This window comes from Streptomyces sp. Rer75, from assembly GCF_013414305.1.
Taxonomy (GTDB): Bacteria; Actinomycetota; Actinomycetes; order Streptomycetales; family Streptomycetaceae; genus Streptomyces; species Streptomyces himastatinicus.
This window is the reverse complement of sequence record NZ_CP058693.1, coordinates 5,744,853-5,766,868: the sequence shown is the minus strand read 5'-3', so window position 1 is coordinate 5,766,868 and position 22,016 is coordinate 5,744,853. Positions and strand designations below refer to the sequence as shown.

The window sequence follows — 22,016 nt, the reverse complement described above, 5'->3', positions numbered from 1 at the left end:
GCTTCAGTCTTCTCTCGGTTCTCGATGGGGTAGCGACTACCAGCGGTAGTGCGCGAAGGCCTTGTTGGACTCGGCCATCTTGTGGGTGTCCTCGCGACGCTTGACGGAGGCGCCCAGACCGTTGCTGGCGTCCAGCAGCTCGTTCATCAGACGCTCGGTCATGGTCTTCTCACGACGGGCGCGGGAGTAGCCCACGAGCCAGCGCAGCGCGAGGGTGGAGGAGCGGCCGGGACGAACCTCGACCGGCACCTGGTAGGTGGCGCCACCGACACGACGGGAGCGGACCTCGAGGGTCGGCTTCACGTTCTCCAGCGCGCGCTTGAGCGTGATGACCGGGTCGTTGCCGGACTTCTCACGCAGGCCCTCCATGGCGCCGTAGACAATGCGCTCGGCGGTGGAGCGCTTGCCGTTCAGCAGGACCTTGTTGATGAGGGAAGTCACCAGAGGAGAGTTGTAAACCGGGTCGATGATGACCGGGCGCTTCGGGGCGGGACCCTTACGAGGCATTCTTACTTCTCCTTCTTGGCGCCGTAGCGGCTGCGAGCCTGCTTGCGGTTCTTGACGCCCTGCGTGTCGAGGGAGCCGCGGATGATCTTGTAACGAACACCCGGCAGGTCCTTCACACGACCGCCGCGCACGAGCACGATGGAGTGCTCCTGCAGGTTGTGCCCCTCACCCGGGACGTAGGCGGTGACCTCGATCCCACTGCTCAGCCGGACACGCGCGACCTTGCGGAGCGCCGAGTTCGGCTTCTTCGGCGTCGTGGTGAACACGCGAGTGCACGTGCCACGACGCTGCGGCGACCCCGCCAGTGCGGGAGTCTTGTTCTTCTCGACCTTGTCCTGGCGGCCCTTGCGGACCAGCTGCTGGATCGTAGGCACCGTTTCTCCGGTTTCTGTGTGCCGATCTCGATAAAGCTAACCTGGGGTTTCTCCGACCCACGCGGTCGGGTGTGTCGCGCACCGCAGTCCCCTGCGAATATCAGGAGAGTGCGAATTGATTGGTGTCGACACCTCGGCCCCCCGGCAGCGCTCTTAGCGCATACGGGAGCCCAGGGACACCCCAGGCACAAGGTCAGAGCGTACCTACCGCATCGGCTCCGGTCAAAACAAATGCACACGCGCTGGACACACCAACCCGGAGCATAGCCGCAGGGCGGCCACCCCGCCATGGGGTGACCGCCCTGTGCTGCAAATTCCCGGGGGATAACCCCCGGACCCCCAGCCGGGGGTGCTCCTACTGGTTGTACGGACCGTAGTCGTAGTCCTCCAGCGGGACCGCCTGGCCGGAACCGGTGCCGAAGGGCGAGTAGTCGATGTCGTCGTAGCCGACGGCCGAGTACATCGCGGCCTTCGCCTCCTCGGTCGGCTCGACCCGGATGTTGCGGTAGCGGGACAGGCCCGTACCGGCCGGGATGAGCTTACCGATGATGACGTTCTCCTTGAGGCCGATCAGGGAGTCCGACTTGGCGTTGATCGCCGCGTCGGTGAGCACCCGGGTCGTCTCCTGGAAGGACGCCGCCGACAGCCAGGACTCGGTCGCCAGCGAGGCCTTGGTGATACCCATCAGCTGCGGACGGCCGGAGGCCGGGTGGCCGCCTTCCTGGACCACACGACGGTTCTCACCCTCGAAGCGCGAGCGCTCCACGAGCTCGCCCGGCAGCAGCTCCGCGTCGCCGGACTCGATGATCGTGACCCGGCGCAGCATCTGCCGGATGATGATCTCGATGTGCTTGTCGTGGATCGACACACCCTGCGAGTTGTAGACCTTCTGGACCTCGCCGACCAGGTGCACCTGGACGGCGCGCTGGCCGAGGATGCGCAGCACGTCGTGCGGGTTGGTGGCACCCACGGTCAGCGCCTGGCCGACCTCGACGTGGTCGCCCTCGCCCACCAGCAGACGGGCCCGCTTGGAGACGCCGTAGGCGGTCTCGTCGGAGCCGTCGTCCGGGGTGACGACGATCTTCTTGGTCTTCTCGGTCTCCTCGATCCGGACGCGGCCGGCCGCCTCCGAGATCGGCGCGACGCCCTTGGGCGTACGGGCCTCGAAGAGCTCGACGACACGCGGCAGACCCTGGGTGATGTCGTCACCGGCCACACCACCGGTGTGGAAGGTACGCATCGTCAGCTGGGTGCCGGGCTCACCGATGGACTGGGCGGCGATGATGCCGACGGCCTCGCCGATGTCCACCAGCTTGCCGGTCGCCAGCGAGCGGCCGTAGCACATGGCGCAGGTGCCGACGGCGGACTCGCAGGTGAGCACCGAACGGGTCTTGACCGTCCCGACGCCGTGCCGGACCAGCTCGTCGATGAGCACGTCGCCCAGGTCGGTGCCGGCCGGGGCCAGGACCTTCCCGTCCACGACGATGTCCTCGGCGAGGCAGCGCGCGTACACGCTGGTCTCGACGTCCTCCGTCTTGCGCAGCACGCCGTCCGCGCCCGTGGTCGCGATCGCGAGCTTGAGACCGCGCTCGGTGCCGCAGTCCTCCTCGCGAATGATCACGTCCTGCGAGACGTCCACCAGACGACGGGTCAGGTAACCCGAGTCGGCGGTACGCAGGGCGGTGTCCGCGAGACCCTTACGGGCACCGTGGGTGGAGATGAAGTACTCCAGCACGGAGAGACCCTCACGGAACGACGCCTTAATGGGCCGCGGGATGGTCTCGTTCTTCGCGTTGGACACCAGACCACGCATACCGGCGATCTGACGCATCTGCATCATGTTTCCGCGCGCGCCCGAGTCGACCATCATGAAGATCGGGTTGGTCTTCGGGAAGTTCGCGTTCATCGCCTCGGCGACCTCGTTGGTCGCCTTGGTCCAGATCGCGATGAGTTCCTGGGTGCGCTCGTCCTTGGTGATCAGACCGCGCTCGTACTGCTTCTGGACCTTCTCGTCCTGCGCCTCGTAGCCCGTGATGATGGCCTTCTTGGCCTCGGGCACGACCACGTCGGAGATGGCGACGGTGACACCGGAGCGGGTGGCCCAGTGGAAACCGGCCGCCTTCAGGTTGTCCAGGGTCGCCGCGACGATGACCTTGGGGTAGCGCTCGGCGAGGTCGTTGACGATCTCGGAGAGCTGCTTCTTGCCCACCGAGTAGTCGACGAACGGGTAGTCCTCGGGCAGCAGCTCGTTGAAGAGCGCACGGCCCAGCGTGGTGCGCAGCCGGAAGCTGTCGCCCTGCTGCCAGGCGGGCTCGCCCTCCTCGGGAACCGGCGGGGTCCAGCCGCGGGGCGGGACGGTGCCGATCGGGAAGCGGATGTCGATCTTCGCCTGGAGCGACAGCTCCCGGGCGTCGAACGCCATGATCGCCTCGGCGACCGAACCGAAGGACCGGCCCTCGCCCTTGACCTCGCGCTCCTCCTCGTCGGTGGTGAGGAAGAACAGACCCAGCACCATGTCCTGGGTCGGCATGGTCACCGGCCGGCCGTCGGCCGGCTTGAGGATGTTGTTCGAGGACAGCATCAGGATGCGGGCCTCGGCCTGGGCCTCCGCGGACAGCGGCAGGTGCACGGCCATCTGGTCACCGTCGAAGTCCGCGTTGAACGCGGTGCAGACGAGCGGGTGAATCTGAATGGCCTTGCCCTCGACCAGCTGCGGCTCGAAGGCCTGGATGCCGAGGCGGTGCAGGGTCGGCGCACGGTTCAGCAGCACCGGGTGCTCGGCGATGACCTCTTCGAGCACGTCGTACACGACGGTGCGTCCGCGCTCGACCATGCGCTTCGCCGACTTGATGTTCTGCGCGTGGTTGAGGTCCACCAGGCGCTTCATCACGAACGGCTTGAACAGCTCCAGCGCCATGGCCTTGGGCAGACCGCACTGGTGCAGCTTCAGCTGCGGGCCGACGACGATGACGGAACGGGCCGAGTAGTCGACACGCTTACCGAGCAGGTTCTGACGGAACCGGCCCTGCTTACCCTTCAGCATGTCGCTGAGGGACTTCAGCGGACGGTTACCGGGACCGGTGACCGGGCGACCGCGGCGGCCGTTGTCGAACAGCGCGTCGACGGCCTCCTGGAGCATCCGCTTCTCGTTGTTCACGATGATCTCGGGGGCACCGAGGTCGAGCAGACGCTTGAGGCGGTTGTTCCGGTTGATCACACGGCGGTACAGGTCGTTCAGGTCGGAGGTCGCGAAGCGGCCACCGTCCAGCTGCACCATCGGACGCAGGTCCGGCGGGATCACCGGGATGCAGTCCAGCACCATGCCGTTGGGGCTGTTGCGGGTCTGGAGGAAGGCGGAGACGACCTTGAGGCGCTTGAGCGCACGGGTCTTCTTCTGGCCCTTGCCGGTCCGGATGATCTCGCGGAGCTTCTCGGCCTCCTCGTCGAGGTCGAAGGACTCCAGGCGCTTCTGGAGCGCGGCCGCGCCCATACCGCCCATGAAGTACGTGCCGAAGCGGTCACGCAGCTCGCGGTAGAGCAGCTCGTCGCCCTCCAGGTCCTGGACCTTGAGGCTCTTGAAGCGGTTCCACACCTCGTCGAGACGGTCGATCTCGCGCTGGGCGCGGTCGCGCAGCTGCTTCATCTCGCGCTCGGCGCCCTCGCGCACCTTGCGGCGCACATCGGCCTTGGCGCCCTCGGCCTCCAGGTCGGCGAGGTCCGCCTCGAGCTTCTTGGCGCGGGCCTCCAGGTCGGCGTCGCGGCGCTGCTCGATCTGCTGGCGCTCGACGGAGACGTGGGCCTCCAGCGACGGCAGGTCGCGCGTGCGGCGCTCCTCGTCCACCCACGTGATCATGTAGGCGGCGAAGTAGATGACCTTTTCGAGGTCCTTCGGGGCGAGGTCGAGCAGGTAGCCCAGACGGCTGGGCACGCCCTTGAAGTACCAGATGTGGGTGACGGGAGCGGCCAGCTCGATGTGGCCCATCCGCTCACGGCGCACCTTGGCGCGGGTGACCTCGACGCCACAGCGCTCACAGATGATGCCCTTGAAGCGGACGCGCTTGTACTTGCCGCAGTAGCACTCCCAGTCCCGGGTCGGACCGAAGATCTTCTCGCAGAAGAGTCCGTCCTTTTCGGGCTTCAGGGTGCGGTAGTTGATGGTCTCCGGCTTCTTGACCTCGCCGTGGGACCACTGACGGATGTCGTCAGCAGTGGCGAGGCCGATCCGCAGCTCGTCGAAGAAGTTGACGTCGAGCACTTGTCGTCAATCCCTCTTTCAGGGTCGTGTCTTCGGGTCTGACTGGGGGTCCGGGGAGAGGCCGGGGCGGGTGCGTACGAACCGCCCCGGCCAGACCCGTCAGACCTCTTCGACGCTGCTCGGCTCGCGCCGCGACAGGTCGATGCCGAGCTCCTCCGCAGCGCGGAAGACGTCCTCGTCGGTGTCGCGCATCTCGATGGACATGCCGTCGCTGGACAGCACCTCCACGTTGAGGCACAGGGACTGCATCTCCTTGATGAGCACCTTGAAGGACTCGGGGATGCCGGGCTCGGGGATGTTCTCGCCCTTGACGATGGCCTCGTAGACCTTCACGCGGCCGGTGACGTCGTCGGACTTGATGGTCAGCAGCTCCTGGAGGGCGTACGCGGCGCCGTAAGCCTCCAGCGCCCACACCTCCATCTCTCCGAAGCGCTGGCCACCGAACTGAGCCTTACCGCCCAGCGGCTGCTGGGTGATCATCGAGTACGGGCCGGTGGACCGGGCGTGCAGCTTGTCGTCCACCAGGTGGTGCAGCTTGAGGATGTACATGAAGCCGACCGAGATCGGGTCCGGGAACGGCTCGCCGGAGCGGCCGTCGAAGAGCCGGGCCTTGCCGGAGGGCTGGACCAGGCGGTCACCGTCGCGGTTCGGGATCGTCGACTCGAAGAGACCGGCGATCTCGTCCTCGCGGGCGCCGTCGAAGACCGGGGTCGCGACGTTGGTGCCGGGCTGGACCTCGTCCGCGCCGATCGCCTTCAGCCGCTGCATCCACTCCTCGGAGCCCTCGACCTTCCAGCCGCGGGAGGCCAGCCAGCCGAGGTGGATCTCCAGCACCTGTCCCGGGTTCATTCGGGACGGGACACCCAGCGGGTTGAGGATGATGTCGACCGGGGTGCCGTCCTCCAGGAACGGCATGTCCTCGACCGGCAGGATCTTCGAGATGACGCCCTTGTTGCCGTGGCGGCCGGCGAGCTTGTCACCGTCGGTGATCTTGCGCTTCTGCGCGACGTAGACGCGGACCAGCTGGTTCACGCCCGGGGGCAGCTCGTCGCCCTCCTCGCGGTCGAAGACGCGGACGCCGATGACCTTGCCGGTCTCGCCGTGCGGCACCTTCAGCGAGGTGTCACGGACCTCACGGGCCTTCTCACCGAAGATCGCGCGCAGCAGGCGCTCCTCCGGGGTCAGCTCGGTCTCACCCTTCGGGGTGACCTTGCCGACCAGGATGTCCCCGGCGATGACCTCGGCGCCGATGCGGATGATGCCGCGCTCGTCGAGGTCGGCCAGGACCTCCTCGGAGACGTTCGGGATGTCCCGGGTGATCTCCTCGGGGCCGAGCTTGGTGTCCCGGGCGTCGACCTCGTGCTCCTCGATGTGGATCGAGGAGAGGACGTCGTCCTGGACCAGCCGCTGGCTGAGGATGATCGCGTCTTCGTAGTTGTGGCCCTCCCACGGCATGAACGCCACGAGGAGGTTCTTGCCGAGCGCCATCTCGCCGTCCTCGGTGGACGGGCCGTCGGCCAGGACCTGGCCGGTGACGACGCGGGCGCCCTCGTCGACGACGACCTTCTGGTTGAAGGAGGTGCCCTGGTTGGAGCGGGAGAACTTGGCGATCCGGTAGGTGGTGTAGGTGCCGTCGTCGTTGGCCACCGTCACGTAGTCGGCGGAGACCTCCTGGACGACACCGTCCTTCTCGGCCTTGATGACGTCGCCGGCGTCGACCGCGCAGCGGTACTCCATGCCGGTGCCGACCAGCGGGGACTCCGCCTTGATCAGCGGCACGGCCTGACGCATCATGTTCGAGCCCATGAGCGCGCGGTTGGCGTCGTCGTGCTCGAGGAAGGGGATCATGGCGGTCGCGACCGACACCATCTGGCGCGGCGAGACGTCCATGTAGTCGACCTCGGAGCCGGGCACGTAGTCGACCTCACCGCCACGGCGGCGGACCAGGACGCGGTTCTCGGCGTAGGTGTTGTCCTCGGCCAGCGGCGCGTTCGCCTGGGCGATGACGAAGCGGTCTTCCTCGTCGGCGGTGAGGAAGTCCACCTTGTCGGTGACGACACCCTCGTGGACCTTGCGGTACGGGGTCTCGACGAAGCCGAACGCGTTGACCCGGCCGTACGAGGCGAGCGAGCCGATCAGACCGATGTTCGGGCCTTCCGGCGTCTCGATCGGGCACATGCGGCCGTAGTGCGAGGGGTGCACGTCACGGACCTCGAAGCCGGCCCGCTCACGGCTCAGACCACCCGGGCCCAGCGCCGACAGACGGCGCTTGTGGGTCAGACCCGACAGCGGGTTGGTCTGGTCCATGAACTGCGACAGCTGGCTGGTGCCGAAGAACTCCTTGATGGAGGCGACGACCGGCCGGATGTTGATCAGGGTCTGCGGCGTGATCGCCTCGACGTCCTGGGTGGTCATCCGCTCGCGGACGACGCGCTCCATACGGGCCAGACCGGTGCGGACCTGGTTCTGGATCAGCTCGCCGACGTTCCGCAGGCGGCGGTTGCCGAAGTGGTCGATGTCGTCGGTCTCGACGACGATCATGTCGCCGGCCTCGCCGACCGTCTCGGTCTCGCCCGCGTGCAGCTTGACCAGGTACTTGATGGTCGCGATGACATCGTCGGTGGTCAGCACGCCGGCGTCGAGGGGGGCGTCCGCGCCGAGCTTCTTGTTGACCTTGTAGCGGCCGACCTTGGCGAGGTCGTAGCGCTTCGGGTTGAAGTACAGGTTCTCCAGCAGCGTCTGGGCGGCCTCACGCGTCGGCGGCTCGCCCGGGCGCAGCTTGCGGTAGATGTCGAGCAGCGCGTCGTCCTGGCCCTGGGTGTGGTCCTTCTCCAGGGTGGCGCGCATGGACTCGTACTCGCCGAACTCCTCGAGGATCTGCTCGGTGGTCCAGCCGAGCGCCTTGAGCAGGACGGTGACGGACTGCTTGCGCTTGCGGTCGATGCGGACGCCGACCATGTCGCGCTTGTCGATCTCCATCTCCAGCCAGGCACCCCGGGACGGGATGATCTTGGCGGAGAAGATGTCCTTGTCGGACGTCTTGTCGATGGAGGAGTCGAAGTACACACCCGGCGAGCGGACCAGCTGCGAGACGACGACACGCTCGGTGCCGTTGATGCAGAAGGTGCCCTTCGGGGTCATGAGCGGGAAGTCGCCCATGAAGACCGTCTGGGACTTGATCTCACCGGTCTCGTTGTTGGTGAACTCGGCGGTGACGAAGAGCGGCGCGGCGTACGTGAAGTCGCGCTCCTTGCACTCGTCGATCGAGTTCTTCGGCGGCTCGAAGCGGTGATCACGGAAGGTCAGGGACATCGACCCGGAGAAGTCCTCGATCGGGGAGATCTCCTCGAAGATCTCTTCCAGACCGGACTTGGTGGGGACGTCCTGACCGCTGTCCAGCGCAGCCTCGACGCGAGCCTTCCAGGCGGCATTGCCGAGCAGCCAATCGAAGCTCTCGGTCTGCAGTGCAAGGAGGTTCGGAACCTCGAGAGGCTCCTTGATCTTCGCAAAGGAGATGCGCAGCGGGGCGGTGCTGGCGCCATTGTTCGTATTGGCAGTCGAGGCGTTGCGCGAGGCGGCCAAGAGGGGGTCCTTCCGAGGGCTCGGACTCACTACGCGCGTACCGGTCCCACCGCGAACCCATGGATGAAATCCCTGGTCAGGGTATTTTCATCGGCAGTGCTCAAAGGTGGGTATGCCCCTGGTGACGGGCAGGGAGCAGCTAACAGGCAGCGCAAAGGGTCAGTGTAGCCACTTGGCACACTGATGTCCAGCGCCGAGTTTCTGAGACCGGCAGCGCCAATCTCTCCCTCCGGTGAGGGGGCATGCCCCTCGTTGTCCTTCACCCCGCCTGGTCGGCGACGACCGCGCTTCGCCAGCGCATATCGATACTGCCCGCTTCGCCGACGATCCATGCCTCGGACTTACGGATCGTGTGACGTCGCGTCCCGAGAATTGCGCGCTGCGTGCCGTTCGTCAAGGCCCCCCACTCCGGCGAGATCGTCACAGGGCGTGGCGACGGGCAACGAAGATCACCATACCTGCCGGAACCGGGATGTCAGCGTAGCCGTCACAAGAACACCGAAGGGCGACCACCCCAACGGGTGATCGCCCTCACGGCACAGCGGGTCATCCGACCCGTGAGATCACTTGACCTCGACGGAGGCGCCGGCGCCCTTGAGGGACTCGGCGGCCTTGTCAGCGGCCTCCTTGTTGACCTTCTCGAGGACCGGCTTCGGGGTGCCGTCGACGAGGTCCTTGGCCTCCTTCAGACCCAGGGAGGTCAGCTCGCGCACGACCTTAATGACCTGGATCTTCTTGTCGCCGGCGCCGGTGAGGATGACGTCGAACTCGTCCTTCTCCTCCTCGGCCTCGGCGGCGGCCGGGGCACCCGGGGCACCGGCGGCGACGACGGCGGCCGGGGCGGCGGCGGTGACGTCGAACTTCTCCTCGAAGGCCTTCACGAACTCGGAGAGCTCGATGAGGGTCATCTCCTCGAACTGCGCGAGCAGGTCGTCCTGGCTGAGCTTCGCCATGATGGCGGTCCTTCCACTAGTTCGGCAGGTGCCGGATGAAAATGGTGGCGGGCTTCTTCCGGGCCCGCTGCGACCGGGGCCGAGTTACTCGGCGGCCTCGGCCTCGGCGGGAGCCGGCTCGCCGGCACCGCCCTGCTCGTCAACCTTGGCCCGAAGCGCCTCCGCGGTGCGGATGAACTTCGAGAGCGGGGCCTGGAAGAGCGCGGCAGCCTGGGACTGCTTGGCCTTCATGGCGCCCGCCAGCTTGGAGAGCAGCACCTCGCGGGACTCGAGGTCCGCGAGCTTCTTGATCTCGTCGGCGGACAGCGCCTTGCCATCAAGGACACCGCCCTTGATGACGAGAGCGGGGTTGTCCTTGGCGAAGTCACGGAGACCCTTCGCCGCCTCGACCGGGTCACCGGTCACGAAGGCGACGGCCGACGAACCCACGAAGAGGTCGTCGATCTGGTTGATCCCGGCCTCGTTGGCCGCGATCTTGGTCAGCGTGTTCTTCACCACACGGTACTGGGCGTTCTCACCGAGCGAACGGCGCAGCTCCTTGAGCTGTGCGACGGTGAGACCGGTGTACGCGGTCACAACGGCGCCGTTCGAGGTGCTGAACTTCTCCCGCATCTCGTCGACGGCGTCGACCTTGTCGGGACTCGCCATGAGCCTCGGCCTCCTTCCGGGTGATGAGGACCGCATCGGCCTGAAGGAAGGAGACTGAACAACACGAAAACGCCCCGGCGCAGGCGCACGGGGCGTGACTCGACCGCACGGACACACGGCCCGTTCGGGAGTTCTCACCACAGTCACCTACGCGGGCCGTCCGCAGCTAGCGGATCCTTCAGCCGCCGTATCCCCTTGCGGAGGCACAGCGACAACCAGCGGTCTTTGGCTTCTGAAGCAGATTACGCGAACGGGCCGCGGCCGGGCAAATCAGCTACGGGCACATCAGCTGCGGGGCGTGCCCGCCATCTCATCGAAGCTGATGGTGTCCGAGGACGACGGCTCCTCGACGGTGACCTTGGTGCCGTAGTCCGAGTAGAAGACCGTCGAGTCGTACCCGCCGTTGTTGCTCTTGGCCTGCTCACGCTTCTTGACCAGCAGGTTCTTGTTGTCGATCCACAGATCGATGGTCTCGGTCTTCATGCCGGACTGCTCCATCTGCTTCTGGAGGGCGTCCAGGTCCGACCGGCTCAGGTCGGTGGACTGCATCTTGGCCAGCTCGGAGACCTCGACCGTGCCCGTGTAGTGGGTGGTCTCGGCACCCTTCACGCTCTCCGAGCCGACCTTCTTGACCTTGCCCGAGGCCATCAGCAGCTGCACCGAGCGCGACGGGTTGTTGTTCTGCATCTGGTCCTTGAGGAAGGCACCGGAGGCGCCCGCCTTCTCGGCCAGCGCGTCGTAGTCGTACTTGATCCAGTGCTTGCCGCCGCCCGCCTGCTGGGCGAACTCGTCGCCCATGTTCATGAACATCGCGTCGGGCGTGTACCGGGCCTGGAGGGGCTTGCCCGCGATCGGGCTGGAGGCTATGGCCCCGCCCTTCTGCGTGATGGTCATGGTGGCGTTCATGCCGTCCGCCCAGTCCATGGCGCCGGACATCTCGGCGGTCTGCGTGCCGTTCTGGGTGGTGCCCTCGACCTTGGCCGAGTGCTGCTGGTCCGTGCGCTGCGAGGCGAGCTTCAGGGCCGCCAGCGGGCTGCCGACCGACTGGCCGCCGTTGTCGCCGGTCTTGTCGCTCGCCTTGCCCTCATCGGACTTGTCGCTCCCGCACGCGGTGAGTCCGGCCATCAGAACAACGCCACAGGCCGCGATCACGCATCGCACACCCACATGAGTACCGCGCACGGTTCCCCCTTATTTTTCTTTTACGACTGTCCGTCGAACCTTATAGTGACCCGCCGACAGCAACGCGCCGGGCCCCCGCACCTCATCACGAGATGCGGGGGCCCGGCGGTTCCGGTCAGGGAAAGGCTCAGACGGCCTCTTCCTCGACCAGCAGGTTGCGCGTGCGGTTGGCGTCCAGCGGGATGCCGGGGCCCATCGTCGTGCTCAGGCTCGCCTTCTTGATGTAGCGGCCCTTCGCGGCGGACGGCTTGAGACGGTTGATCTCCTCGAGCGCCGCGGCGTAGTTCTCCACCAGCTGCGCCTCGCCGAACGACACCTTGCCGATGATGAAGTGCAGGTTGGCGTGCTTGTCGACGCGGAACTCGATCTTGCCGCCCTTGATGTCCGTGACGGCCTTGGCCACGTCCGGGGTGACGGTGCCGGTCTTCGGGTTCGGCATCAGACCACGCGGACCGAGCACCCGGCCGAGGCGGCCGACCTTGCCCATGAGGTCCGGGGTGGCGACGACGGCGTCGAAGTCCAGGCGGCCCTTGGACACCTCGTCGATGAGCTCGTCGGAGCCGACGATGTCGGCGCCGGCGGCCTCCGCGGCCGCAGCACGGTCACCGGTCGCGAAGACCAGGACCCGGGCGGTCTTACCGGTGCCGTGCGGCAGGTTCACGGTGCCGCGGACCATCTGGTCGGCCTTGCGCGGGTCGACGCCCAGGCGCATGGCGACCTCGACGGTCGCGTCGAACTTGCTCGGGGAGGTGTCCTTGGCGAGACGGACGGCCTCGAGCGGGGCGTAGGTGCGCTCCCGGTCGATCTTGGCGTCCGCAGCGCGGAGGGCCTTGCTGCGCTTGCTCACTACTGCTCCTGATGTCTGTGTTCGGAGTCGTGGTCCGGACCGCGCATTGGTCCTGCCACGGTGGTGCTACGGGGTGGCTGTCAGCCCTCGACCGTGATGCCCATGGAGCGGGCGGTGCCGGCGATGATCTTCTCGGCGGCGTCCAGGTCGTTGGCGTTCAGGTCGGGCATCTTGGTGGTGGCGATGTCGCGGACCTGGTCGCGGGTGATCTTGGCGACCTTGGTCTTGTGCGGCTCGCCGGAGCCCTTCTCCACGCCCGCGGCCTTGAGGATGAGCTTCGCGGCCGGCGGCGTCTTGGTGATGAAGGTGAAGGAACGGTCCTCGTAGACCGTGATCTCCACCGGCACGACCATGCCACGCTGCGACTCGGTCGCGGCGTTGTAGGCCTTGCAGAACTCCATGATGTTGACGCCGTGCTGACCCAGCGCGGGGCCGACCGGCGGGGCCGGGTTGGCGGCACCGGCCTGGATCTGGAGCTTGATCAGCCCCGTGACCTTCTTCTTCTTGGGAGGCATGCTCTCTCCGGGTCCTAGTGAGAGGTGGTCCGCCCCCACTCCGGGTCATCCGGATGGAGGCATACCGCACAACGATAACGGGTATAGGTGTGCGGCCTGAAACCGAGCAGGTCAGACCGGCCCCGGAAGGGCCCGATCTGACCTGTCGGAAGGGTGCGGAAGAGGCGTCAGTTCTTCTGGATCTGGTCGAAGCTCAGCTCGACCGGGGTCTCCCGGCCGAAGATCTCGACCAGGCCCTTGACCTTCTTCGAGTCGGCGTTGATCTCGTTGATCGTGGCCTGGAGCGTGGCGAACGGGCCGTCGGTGACCGTGACCGAGTCGCCCACCTCGAAGTCCAGCACCTGGACCTCGACCTTGCGGCTGGGCGCCGGGGCGCCGCCCTCCTCGGCGGTGGCCTTGGCGGCCTTCTCCTCGGCCTCCGGGGCGAGCATCTTGACGATCTCGTCCAGGGTCAGCGGGTACGGGTCGTAGGCGTTGCCGACGAAGCCGGTGACGCCCGGGGTGTTCCGCACGACGCCCCAGGACTCGTTCGTCAGGTCCATGCGCACCAGCACATAGCCGGGGAGCTTGTTCTGACGGACGTTCTTCCGCTCGCCGTTCTTGATCTGGACGATCTCTTCTTCGGGGACCTCGGCCTGGTAGATGAAGTCCTCGACGTTCAGCGAGACGGCACGCTGCTCCAGGTTGGCCTTCACGCGCTTCTCGTAGCCCGCGTAGGTGTGGATCACGTACCACTCGCCGGGCAGCCCGCGCAGCTCCTCGCGGAGGGCCTCGATCGGGTCGACCTCGGCCTCGGCAACCTCCGCTGCCTCGTCCTCGGCGACCTCGACGGCGGCCTCGGCCTCGTCCTCGACGTGCAGCGCGGCCGTCTCGGCGGGCTCACCCGCGGCGGCGTCGGCGGCTTCAGCCTGGTCGGAGTCCGCCGCCTCGACGATGTCGAGCTCGTCCTCACGGGACTCGACGGGCTCGGCGGCGTCGTTCAGGTTCGGGTCAGACACGGTGGCTGCTTCTTCCTGGCTTCAAGGGGTGGAACGTGCGAAAGGGCACTGCCGGGACGCGGCCGCCCTCCGCGGGGTCTCAGCCAAAGACGTACTTGATGGCGTTGTTGAACCCATAGTCAATCACGGTCACGATGCCGATCATGATCAGCACGAAGACGATCACCACACTGGTGTACGTCGACAGCTGGCTGCGCGTGGGCCACACGACCTTGCGCAGCTCGGCGATGATCTGGCGGTAGAACAGCGCGAGCCGGCCGAAAGGCCCCTTCTTCGCGCGCTTGCCACCACGGCGGCCCTTCTTGGTCGCCACCTCGTCCTCGTCGGGACGACCGCTCTCAGGCGTCGCGGTGGAGCCAAGGGCTTCCGTCACTCGTCCTCACCTGAATCCGGGTCGTGGCCGTGCCGCGTCCGGCCCGGCCGCACAGCGGTGCTTGTCCTTGCGTACGCATGCACGCACCCTGGCGATCAAGTGCGTGTAGCAGGGCCGGAGGGACTTGAACCCCCAACCGCTGGTTTTGGAGACCAGTGCTCTACCAATTGAGCTACGACCCTTTGCGGCAACCCCCAACCTACCGCATCCATCCCGCTGCACGGAGTGTGCGGGTCGGATGCGTCTGTTGAGCGGCCAACGACGGTTGAGTGTACGTGCTTGACGGCCAGGCGTCGAACGAGAAGCGCCCGTGCGCTCCGCTCGGGTTCCGCAGGAGCCTTGTGTGAGTCTCGTTAAACCCGTGTACCGCCCTTTTCGCCCGTCTGCGACGATGCATCCATGACCGCTGCTACTCCCCCCGTACAGTCCCCGACCGACCGACGGGTGTCGGCCCGGATCGGTTCCATCTCCGAGTCCGCGACCCTCGCCGTCGACGCCAAGGCCAAGGCCCTCAAGGCCGCCGGCCGCCCGGTGATCGGCTTCGGCGCGGGCGAGCCGGACTTCCCGACGCCCGACTACGTCGTCGAGGCGGCGGTGGAGGCTTGCCGCAACCCCAAGTTCCACCGCTACACCCCGGCCGGCGGGCTCCCCGAGCTCAAGGCCGCCATCGCCGCGAAGACGCTGCGCGACAGCGGTTACGAGGTCGAGGCGGCCCAGATCCTGGTGACCAACGGGGGCAAGCAGGCGATCTACGAGGCGTTCGCCGCGATCCTCGACCCGGGCGACGAGGTCATCGTCCCCGCGCCGTACTGGACCACCTACCCGGAGTCGATCCGGCTGGCCGGCGGTGTCCCGGTGGACGTCGTCGCGGACGAGACGACCGGCTACCGCGTCTCCGTCGAGCAGTTGGAGGCCGCCCGCACCGAGCACACCAAGGTGCTGGTCTTCGTCTCGCCGTCCAACCCGACCGGCGCGGTCTACAGCCGCGAGCAGATCGAGGAGATCGGCCGCTGGGCCGCCGAGCACGGGCTGTGGGTGCTCACCGACGAGATCTACGAGCACCTGGTCTACGGCGACGCGAAGTTCCACTCGCTGCCGGTGGTGGTGCCCGAGCTGCGCGACAAGTGCATCGTGGTCAACGGCGTCGCGAAGACGTACGCGATGACCGGCTGGCGGGTCGGCTGGATCCTCGGCCCCAAGGACGTGGTGAAGGCCGCGACCAACCTCCAGTCGCACGCCACGTCCAACGTGAGCAACGTCGCGCAGGCCGCCGCCCTGGCCGCCCTCACCGGCGACCTCGACGCCGTCGCCACGATGCGCGAGGCGTTCGACCGCCGCCGCCGCACCATCGTGCGCATGCTCAACGAGATCGACGGCATCGAGTGCCCGGAGCCGGAGGGCGCGTTCTACGCCTACCCGTCGGCGAAGGGGCTGCTCGGCAAGGAGATCCGCGGCAAGCGGCCGCAGACCACCGTCGAGCTGGCCGCGCTGATCCTGGAGGAGGCCGAGGTCGCCGTGGTGCCGGGTGAGGCGTTCGGCACACCGGGCTACCTGCGGCTGTCCTACGCGCTGGGCGACGAGGATCTCGTCGAGGGCGTCTCGCGGATCCAGAAGCTGCTGGCGGAGGCCCGCGCCTGAGCGGGTTTCCCCTGGTGAGAGCGGGCGCCCGGCCACGGCCGGGCGCCCGCTCTCGTTCCGGCCCGTACCGGGCTCGGATTCCTGTGCGGGCAAGCCCACGTTCGGCGAAAGCGGTACCGGCGGGTCCGGGCGTGCGGCAAAATCTCCAGATGGCACGCGATGTACATCTGCTCCCCAAGGCGCATCTGCATCTCCACTTCACCGGCTCCATGCGCCCCGGCACGCTCCTCGAACTCGCCGACAAGTACGGCGTCCATCTGCCCGAGGCGCTGAGCGGCGGCGAGCCGCCGAGACTGCGGGCCACCGACGAGCGCGGCTGGTTCCGCTTCCAGCGGCTGTACGACATCGCGCGCTCCTGCCTGCGGGAGCCCGAGGACATCCGGCGGCTGGTGCGCGAGGCCGCCCAGGAGGACGTCGCGGACGGCTCCGGCTGGCTGGAGATCCAGGTCGACCCCACCTCGTACGCCCCGCGCCTGGGCGGGCTGATCCCGGCGCTGGAGATCATCCTCGACGCGGTCGACACCGCCGCCCGGGACACCGGGCTGGGGATACGGGTCCTGGTCGCCGCGAACCGGATGAAGCACCCCCTGGAGGCCCGCACCCTGGCCCGGCTCGCGGTGCGCTACGCGGACCGCGGGGTGGTCGGCTTCGGGCTCTCCAACGACGAGCGGCGCGGTTTCGCCCGCGACTTCGACCGCGCCTTCGCGATCGCCCGGGACGGCGGCCTGCTCGCCGCCCCGCACGGCGGCGAGCTGTCGGGCCCCGGCAGCGTCCGCGACTGCCTGGACGACCTCGTGGCGGCCCGGGTGGGTCACGGGGTGCGCGCCGCCGAGGACCCGCGGCTGCTCGCCCGGCTGGCCGACCGCGGGGTGACGTGCGAGGTGTGCCCGTCCTCCAACGTGGCGCTCGGGGTCTACGAGAAGCCCGAGGACGTACCGCTGCGCACCCTGTACGACGCCGGGGTGCCGATGGCGCTGGGCGCCGACGACCCGCTGCTGTTCGGGTCGCGGCTGGCGGCCCAGTACCAGCTGGCGCGCGAGCACCACGGCTTCAGCGACGAGGAGCTGGCCGAGCTGGCGCGGCAGTCGGTGCGGGGGTCGGCGGCGCCGGAGGACGTACGGCGGCGGCTGCTGGCGGGGATCGACGACTGGCTGGCCAGCTAGTCCCCTCACCGTGAGGGGACTAGAGGCTCACGCCCACCGTCACCGGCTCGTTGACCAGCCGTACGCCGAACGCCTCCTCTACCCCGGCCACCACCTCGCGGGCCAGCGCCAGCAGGTCCTCGGTGGTGGCCTCGCCGCGGTTGGTGAGCGCGAGGGTGTGCTTGGTGGAGATGCGGGCCGGGCCGGTGCCGTAGCCCTTGGTGAAGCCCGCCTTGTCGATCAGCCAGGCGGCGGAGGTCTTGATCCGCCCCTCCCCCGCCGGGAAGGCGGGCGGCGCGGTGTCCGCGCCGAGGCGGTCGGCGACGCGGGCCAGGAAGGCTTCGTACGCGCTCTCGGTCAGCACCGGGTTGGTGAAGAACGACCCCGCGGACCAGGTGTCGTGGTCCTCGGGGTCGAGCACCATGCCCTTGCCCGCGCGCAGCGACAACACGGTCCTGCGGGCGGTCTCGGCGGGCACCCGGTCCCCCACCTCGACGCCGAGCACCCGGGCGGTCTCGGCGTACTTGATGGGCGCGGACGCCCCGCCCGCGTCCTCCAGCTCGAAGCGGACCCGCAGGATGACGTGGCGGTCCGGCTCGGCCTTGAAGCGGCTGTGGCGGTAGGAGAAGGCGCAGTCGGCCGCGGGGATCGTCACGACGGCGTCGGCGCGGCGGTCGTAGGCGACCACCTCGGTGAGGGTGGTGGAGACCTCCTGACCGTACGCCCCGACGTTCTGTATCGGCGTCGCTCCCGCGGAGCCGGGGATTCCGGCGAGGCACTCGATACCGGCGAGGCCCGCCTCGACCGTCCGGGCCACGGCGTCGGACCAGTTCTCGCCCGCGGCCAGCTCCAGCCGGGTGCCGTCCAGGGTGAAGCCGCTGGTCGCGATGTGCAGGGCGGTGCCGTCGAAGCCCTTGTCGGCGATGACGAGGTTGCTGCCGCCGCCGATCAGCAGCAGCGGCGTGCCGGTCGCGTCGGCCTCGCGGACCGCGGCGATCACCTCGTCGTCGGTGGTGGCCGTGATCAGGCGGGTGGCCGGGCCGCCGAGACGGAAGGTGGTGAGGGGGGCGAGGGGGGCGTCATGGAGTTCCTGCACGCGCACCAGAGTACGGGGGCGCCCCCGGCGCGATGCCGGGGGCGGTGCGGGGTTCACGCGAGACGCCCGGCGGTCAGGCCCTGTCCGGCGGACCTAAGCGAGGCGGACGACGGCGCGGGCCATGCCCAGCACCTTCTGGCCCTCGCTGGTCGCCGTGATGTCCACCCGGACGGTGCGGGCGTCGTCGTCCAGCTTGGCGGCGACCTTGGCGGCGACCTCGATGATCGCGCCCTTGTCGTCGTTCGGGACGACGACCGGCTTGGTGAAGCGCACGCCGTAGTCGACGACGGTCCCGGGGTCGCCGGTCCAGTCCGTGACCACGCGGATCGCCTCGGCCATGGTGAACATGCCGTGGGCGATGACGTCGGGGAGGCCGACCTCCTTGGCGAACTTCTCGTTCCAGTGGATCGGGTTGAAGTCGCCCGACGCTCCGGCGTACCGGATGAGGTCGGCGCGGTTCACCGGGAAGATCTGCGCGGGAAGTTCGGTGCCGACCTCGACGGCGTCGTACGAGATCTTGGCGGTCATCTGCTCTCCTCCGCTTCGGCCGCGCGGGCCACCAGTTTCGTCATCGCGGTCACCACGTGCTCGCCCGCGGCGTCGCGCACCTCACCGCTGATCAGGATCACGTCGTTGCCCGCGAGCGACTTGATGTCGTCGATCCTGGTGGTGACGGTGAGGCGGTCGGCCGCCTCGATGGGCCGGGTGTACGTGAACTTCTGATCGCCGTGCACCACCCGGTTGAAGTCCAGGCCCAGCTGCGGATCGCCGACGACCAGGTGCCGTGCGGCCTTGAAGGTGATCGCGAATACGAACGTGGGCGGGGCGATCACATCGGAGTAGCCGAGCGCCTTGGCTGCCTGGGGATCGGTGTAGACCGGGTTGGTCTCGCCGATCGATTCGGCGAATTCGCGGATCTTCTCCCTGCCGACCTCATACGGGTCGGTGGGCGGGTAGGTCCGCCCGACGAAAGACGGATCAAGCGCCATCGCCTCGGCACCTCCTGCTGTTGATGACTAACGAAACGAGGCCACCCCCGCTGATGGGGGGCGGCCTCGAATGAGAGTTTATGGCTATCGCGTCTCGCGGTGCGCGGTGTGCGCGTTGCAACGCGGGCAGTGCTTCTTGATCTCAAGACGATCCGGGTCGTTACGCCGGTTCTTCTTGGTGATGTAGTTCCGCTCCTTGCACTCCACGCAGGCCAGCGTGATCTTCGGGCGGACGTCGGTGGCAGCCACGTTGAGTGCTCCTTGACGAACGGATGGGATAGAAGAACGCAGTAAAGAGTAGCCGACCGGAGGACCGACCCCACAATCGGCTACTGTGTGTAGCGGTGACCGGACTTGAACCGGTGACACAGCGATTATGAGCCGCTTGCTCTACCGACTGAGCTACACCGCTTCGATGTGATCCGGACCCCGTCCGACCGGAGTCGAACGGGATACCTCACACATCAGAGCCCCAATACGGAATCGAACCGTAGACCTTCTCCTTACCATGGAGACGCTCTGCCGACTGAGCTATTGGGGCGAGCGATGAAGACATTACACGCTCGGCCGCCGAAGGTGAAATCCGTATCGGCCCGGGGCCGGTGGGTGCGACACAGAGTGCTCACGCACCACACCGGTACGACTATTCGGCTCCTCCGCGAAGCCGCCGCCACGCGGTCCTAGGCTCGGGTCGCCCCGCGTGATCTTGCGCCGCCCCAGGAGTGCGATGCCCGAGAGCCAGCCGCCCGAGAGCCACCAGCAGCAGCCCTCCGGCAACGACGGCGGGGCGGCCGCCGGGCCCACCGCGCTGGTCCTCGGCGGCGCCCGGCTCGCCGACGGCCGAACGGTGGACGTACGGCTCAGCGGCGGGCGGATCGAGGCGGTCGGCACCACCGGCAGCCTGGTCCCCGGGCCGCGGCTCGACCTCGGCGGCTATCTGCTGCTCCCCGCCCCCGCCGAACCGCACGCGCACTGCGACACCGCCCTGACGGCCGACATCGCGGGCCCCGTCCCGCACACCGCCGAGGACGTCCAGCGCCGCACCACCGAGGCCGCCCTGCTGCACCTCGGCCACGGGGCGACCGCCGTGCGCACCCATGTGCGGATCGGCGGGGTGCACGGCCTGCGCTCCCTGGAGGCCGTCCTGGACGCCCGGCACAGCCTGCGCGGGCTCATCGACCTCGGCGCGGTCGCGGTGCCGCGGGTGCTGACCGGGGCGGCCGGGGCGGACGGGCTCGCGATGCTGCGGGACGCCGTACGGATGGGCGCCTCCGTCATCGGCGGCTGCCCCGACCTCGACCCCGACCCGACCGGCCACGCCGAAGCCGTGCTCGACCTCGCCGCCCGCCACGGCTGCGCCGTCGACCTCCACACGGACGGCGACGACCCGGCCCGGCTCGCCCGGCTCGCGGCGATGGCCGGGGGCCTGCGGCCCGGCGTCACCATCGGCCCCTGCGGCGGGCTGGCCCGGCTGCCGCGGGACATCGCGGCGCGGGTCGCCGCGCGGCTGGCGGCCGCGGGCGTCACCGTGGTCTGCCTGCCCCAGGGCGACTGCGTCGGGCTGGAGGACCGGGGCGAGCAGGGGGCGCGCGTGGCGGGCTGCGCGCCGGTGCGGCTGCTGCGGGCCGCGGGCGTCCGGGTCGCCGCCGGGAGCGGCGCCCTGCGCGACACGGTCAACCCCGTGGGCCGCGGCGATCCCCTGGAGGCCGCCTATCTGCTGGCCTCCCGGGGCGAACTGCGACCAGAGGAGGCCTACGACGCGGTCTGCGCCCGGGCGCGGGCCGCGCTGGGACTGCCCGAGGTGCGGGTGGAGGCCGGGTTCCCCGCCGAGCTGCTGGCGGTCCGCGGCGACGGGCTCGCGGGCGTGCTGTCGCTCGCGTACAGCCGGGTCGTGGTGCACGAGGGCCGGGTGGTCGCCCGCACCAGCGCGGTACGGGAGTACTGCGACTCGGCCGCCGCGGTCGCCCTCGACCTGCCGCGCCAGTCCCGTCCCCCGTCCCGGCCCGCGGACGGCGACGGGCAGCCATAGGTCAACCGGCGTACGGTCGGGATCATGCGCATTGTCATCGCTGGTGGACATGGTCAGATCGCGCTGCGGCTGGAGCGGCTGCTCGCCGCGCGCGGAGACGAAGTGGCGGGCATCGTCCGCAAGCCGGAACAGGCGGGCGACCTGCTGGCGGCGGGCGCCGAACCGGTCGTCTGCGACCTCGAATCGGCCTCCGTGGACGACGTGGCCAAGCACCTGGAGGGCGCCGACGCCGCCGTCTTCGCCGCCGGTGCGGGCCCCGGCAGCGGGGCCGCCCGCAAGGAGACCGTCGACCGCGGGGCCTCCGTGCTCTTCGCCGACGCCGCCGAGCGGGCGGGGGTACGGCGGTTCCTCACCGTGTCCGCGATGGGCGCCGGGCGCGAGCCCGCGCCCGGCACGGACCCGGTCTTCGCCGCCTACCTGCGCGCGAAGGGCGCCGCGGACGACGATCTCCGGGCCCGCGACGGCCTCGACTGGACCGTGCTGCGCCCGGGCCGCCTCACGGACGACCCGGGTACGGGGCTGGTGCACCTGGCCGAGCACACGGGCCGGGACGAGGTGACCCGCGACGACGTGGCCGCCGTCCTGGCCGCCCTCCTCGACGAACCCCGCACCGCGGGCCGCACCCTGGAACTCCTGGGCGGCTCCACGCCGGTGACGGAGGCGGTGCGGGCGGTCGCCGACGGCGGCTGAGCCGGGGGGTGGCGGGGGTCGGGGGCGCCGGGTGCGGGGGGCGCCGGGGTCCGTGGTGGGTGCGGGTGCGGGGCCTCCGGGGCAGGGTCCTGGACTCGTATATTTTTGGCGCCGGTGCCCGGAAACGTGGGGTGAGCCGGAAATGGGCGCCACAAATATACGGAACGTCCAGGACCCCACCCCTGCGACCCCGCCCCC

19 protein-coding genes and 3 tRNA genes are annotated in these 22,016 nt (G+C 68.8%); 4 read left to right on the top strand and 18 right to left on the bottom strand.

The features are described 5' to 3' along the window. Positions 1–36: 36 nt before the first annotated feature. The 12 genes from rpsG to HYQ63_RS24695 form a co-directional block, all read right to left on the bottom strand. Positions 37–507: a 30S ribosomal protein S7 gene (gene rpsG, locus HYQ63_RS24750; RefSeq protein WP_014178748.1), complete on the bottom strand. Its 471-nt coding sequence runs from the start codon at positions 505–507 to the stop codon at positions 37–39. A 2-nt stretch (positions 508–509) separates the two neighbouring features. After that, positions 510–881, bottom strand: coding sequence for a 30S ribosomal protein S12 (gene rpsL, locus HYQ63_RS24745; protein WP_014054153.1), 372 nt, complete (start codon positions 879–881; stop codon positions 510–512). Positions 882–1,236: 355 nt separating this feature from the next. Further along, entirely contained in the window at positions 1,237–5,136 is a 3,900-nt protein-coding gene (locus HYQ63_RS24740) for a DNA-directed RNA polymerase subunit beta' (RefSeq protein ID WP_179935982.1), read from the bottom strand. Positions 5,137–5,235: 99 nt separating this feature from the next. Continuing rightward, entirely contained in the window at positions 5,236–8,718 is a 3,483-nt protein-coding gene (rpoB, locus tag HYQ63_RS24735; protein WP_123107883.1) for a DNA-directed RNA polymerase subunit beta, read from the bottom strand. Positions 8,719–9,281: 563 nt separating this feature from the next. Further along, entirely contained in the window at positions 9,282–9,671 is a 390-nt protein-coding gene (gene rplL / locus HYQ63_RS24730) for a 50S ribosomal protein L7/L12 (RefSeq protein ID WP_179935980.1), read from the bottom strand. Positions 9,672–9,755: 84 nt separating this feature from the next. Then, positions 9,756–10,319: a 50S ribosomal protein L10 gene (gene rplJ / locus HYQ63_RS24725; protein WP_123107885.1), complete on the bottom strand. Its 564-nt coding sequence runs from the start codon at positions 10,317–10,319 to the stop codon at positions 9,756–9,758. A gap of 285 nt (positions 10,320–10,604) precedes the next feature. Next, entirely contained in the window at positions 10,605–11,444 is an 840-nt protein-coding gene (locus tag HYQ63_RS24720; protein WP_179935978.1) for a hypothetical protein, read from the bottom strand. A gap of 184 nt (positions 11,445–11,628) precedes the next feature. Beyond that, complete coding sequence (gene rplA / locus HYQ63_RS24715; protein WP_179935976.1) at positions 11,629–12,348, bottom strand: 50S ribosomal protein L1; 720 nt, start codon at positions 12,346–12,348, stop codon at positions 11,629–11,631. A gap of 80 nt (positions 12,349–12,428) precedes the next feature. Further along, positions 12,429–12,863 (bottom strand): 50S ribosomal protein L11, encoded by a 435-nt coding sequence (rplK, locus tag HYQ63_RS24710; RefSeq protein ID WP_009715899.1) that lies wholly within the window; start codon positions 12,861–12,863, stop codon positions 12,429–12,431. Between the two features lie 167 nt (positions 12,864–13,030). Further along, positions 13,031–13,861 (bottom strand): transcription termination/antitermination protein NusG, encoded by an 831-nt coding sequence (gene nusG, locus HYQ63_RS24705; RefSeq protein WP_179935974.1) that lies wholly within the window; start codon positions 13,859–13,861, stop codon positions 13,031–13,033. A gap of 79 nt (positions 13,862–13,940) precedes the next feature. Further along, complete coding sequence (secE, locus tag HYQ63_RS24700; RefSeq protein WP_009715901.1) at positions 13,941–14,234, bottom strand: preprotein translocase subunit SecE; 294 nt, start codon at positions 14,232–14,234, stop codon at positions 13,941–13,943. A 109-nt stretch (positions 14,235–14,343) separates the two neighbouring features. Continuing rightward, positions 14,344–14,416 (bottom strand) — tRNA-Trp (locus HYQ63_RS24695). 217 nt (positions 14,417–14,633) lie between these two features. On the opposite strand from HYQ63_RS24695, the gene HYQ63_RS24690 reads away from it, so the two are divergent. Beyond that, positions 14,634–15,872, top strand: a complete 1,239-nt coding sequence (locus tag HYQ63_RS24690; protein WP_179935972.1) for a pyridoxal phosphate-dependent aminotransferase — start codon at positions 14,634–14,636, stop codon at positions 15,870–15,872. Positions 15,873–16,021: 149 nt separating this feature from the next. Continuing rightward, positions 16,022–17,035 (top strand): adenosine deaminase, encoded by a 1,014-nt coding sequence (locus HYQ63_RS24685; protein WP_179935970.1) that lies wholly within the window; start codon positions 16,022–16,024, stop codon positions 17,033–17,035. Between the two features lie 19 nt (positions 17,036–17,054). Here the strand turns inward: HYQ63_RS24685 and HYQ63_RS24680 are convergent, their stop codons facing one another. From HYQ63_RS24680 to HYQ63_RS24655, 6 genes are all read right to left on the bottom strand, one after another. Then, positions 17,055–18,110, bottom strand: coding sequence for a UDP-N-acetylmuramate dehydrogenase (locus HYQ63_RS24680; protein WP_179935968.1), 1,056 nt, complete (start codon positions 18,108–18,110; stop codon positions 17,055–17,057). A 93-nt stretch (positions 18,111–18,203) separates the two neighbouring features. Beyond that, a complete protein-coding gene (locus HYQ63_RS24675; RefSeq protein ID WP_179935966.1) occupies positions 18,204–18,638 on the bottom strand; it encodes a MaoC family dehydratase in 435 nt (144 codons plus the stop codon). Beyond that, positions 18,635–19,099, bottom strand: a complete 465-nt coding sequence (locus HYQ63_RS24670; RefSeq protein ID WP_179935964.1) for a MaoC family dehydratase N-terminal domain-containing protein — start codon at positions 19,097–19,099, stop codon at positions 18,635–18,637. Before HYQ63_RS24670 ends, HYQ63_RS24675 begins: the two co-directional genes overlap by 4 nt. A gap of 84 nt (positions 19,100–19,183) precedes the next feature. Next, positions 19,184–19,348 carry a 50S ribosomal protein L33 gene (gene rpmG, locus HYQ63_RS24665; RefSeq protein WP_009715907.1) on the bottom strand — a complete coding sequence of 55 codons (165 nt, stop codon included), beginning with the start codon at positions 19,346–19,348 and terminating at the stop codon, positions 19,184–19,186. Between the two features lie 90 nt (positions 19,349–19,438). Continuing rightward, positions 19,439–19,511, bottom strand: a tRNA-Met gene (locus HYQ63_RS24660). A 56-nt stretch (positions 19,512–19,567) separates the two neighbouring features. After that, a tRNA-Thr gene (locus tag HYQ63_RS24655) sits at positions 19,568–19,640 on the bottom strand. Positions 19,641–19,826: 186 nt separating this feature from the next. On the opposite strand from HYQ63_RS24655, the gene HYQ63_RS24650 reads away from it, so the two are divergent. Both HYQ63_RS24650 and HYQ63_RS24645 read left to right on the top strand, forming a co-directional pair. Further along, positions 19,827–21,128 (top strand): hydrolase, encoded by a 1,302-nt coding sequence (locus HYQ63_RS24650; protein ID WP_179935962.1) that lies wholly within the window; start codon positions 19,827–19,829, stop codon positions 21,126–21,128. 24 nt (positions 21,129–21,152) lie between these two features. Then, a complete protein-coding gene (locus HYQ63_RS24645; RefSeq protein WP_179935960.1) occupies positions 21,153–21,818 on the top strand; it encodes an SDR family oxidoreductase in 666 nt (221 codons plus the stop codon). Positions 21,819–22,016: the final 198 nt, after the last annotated feature.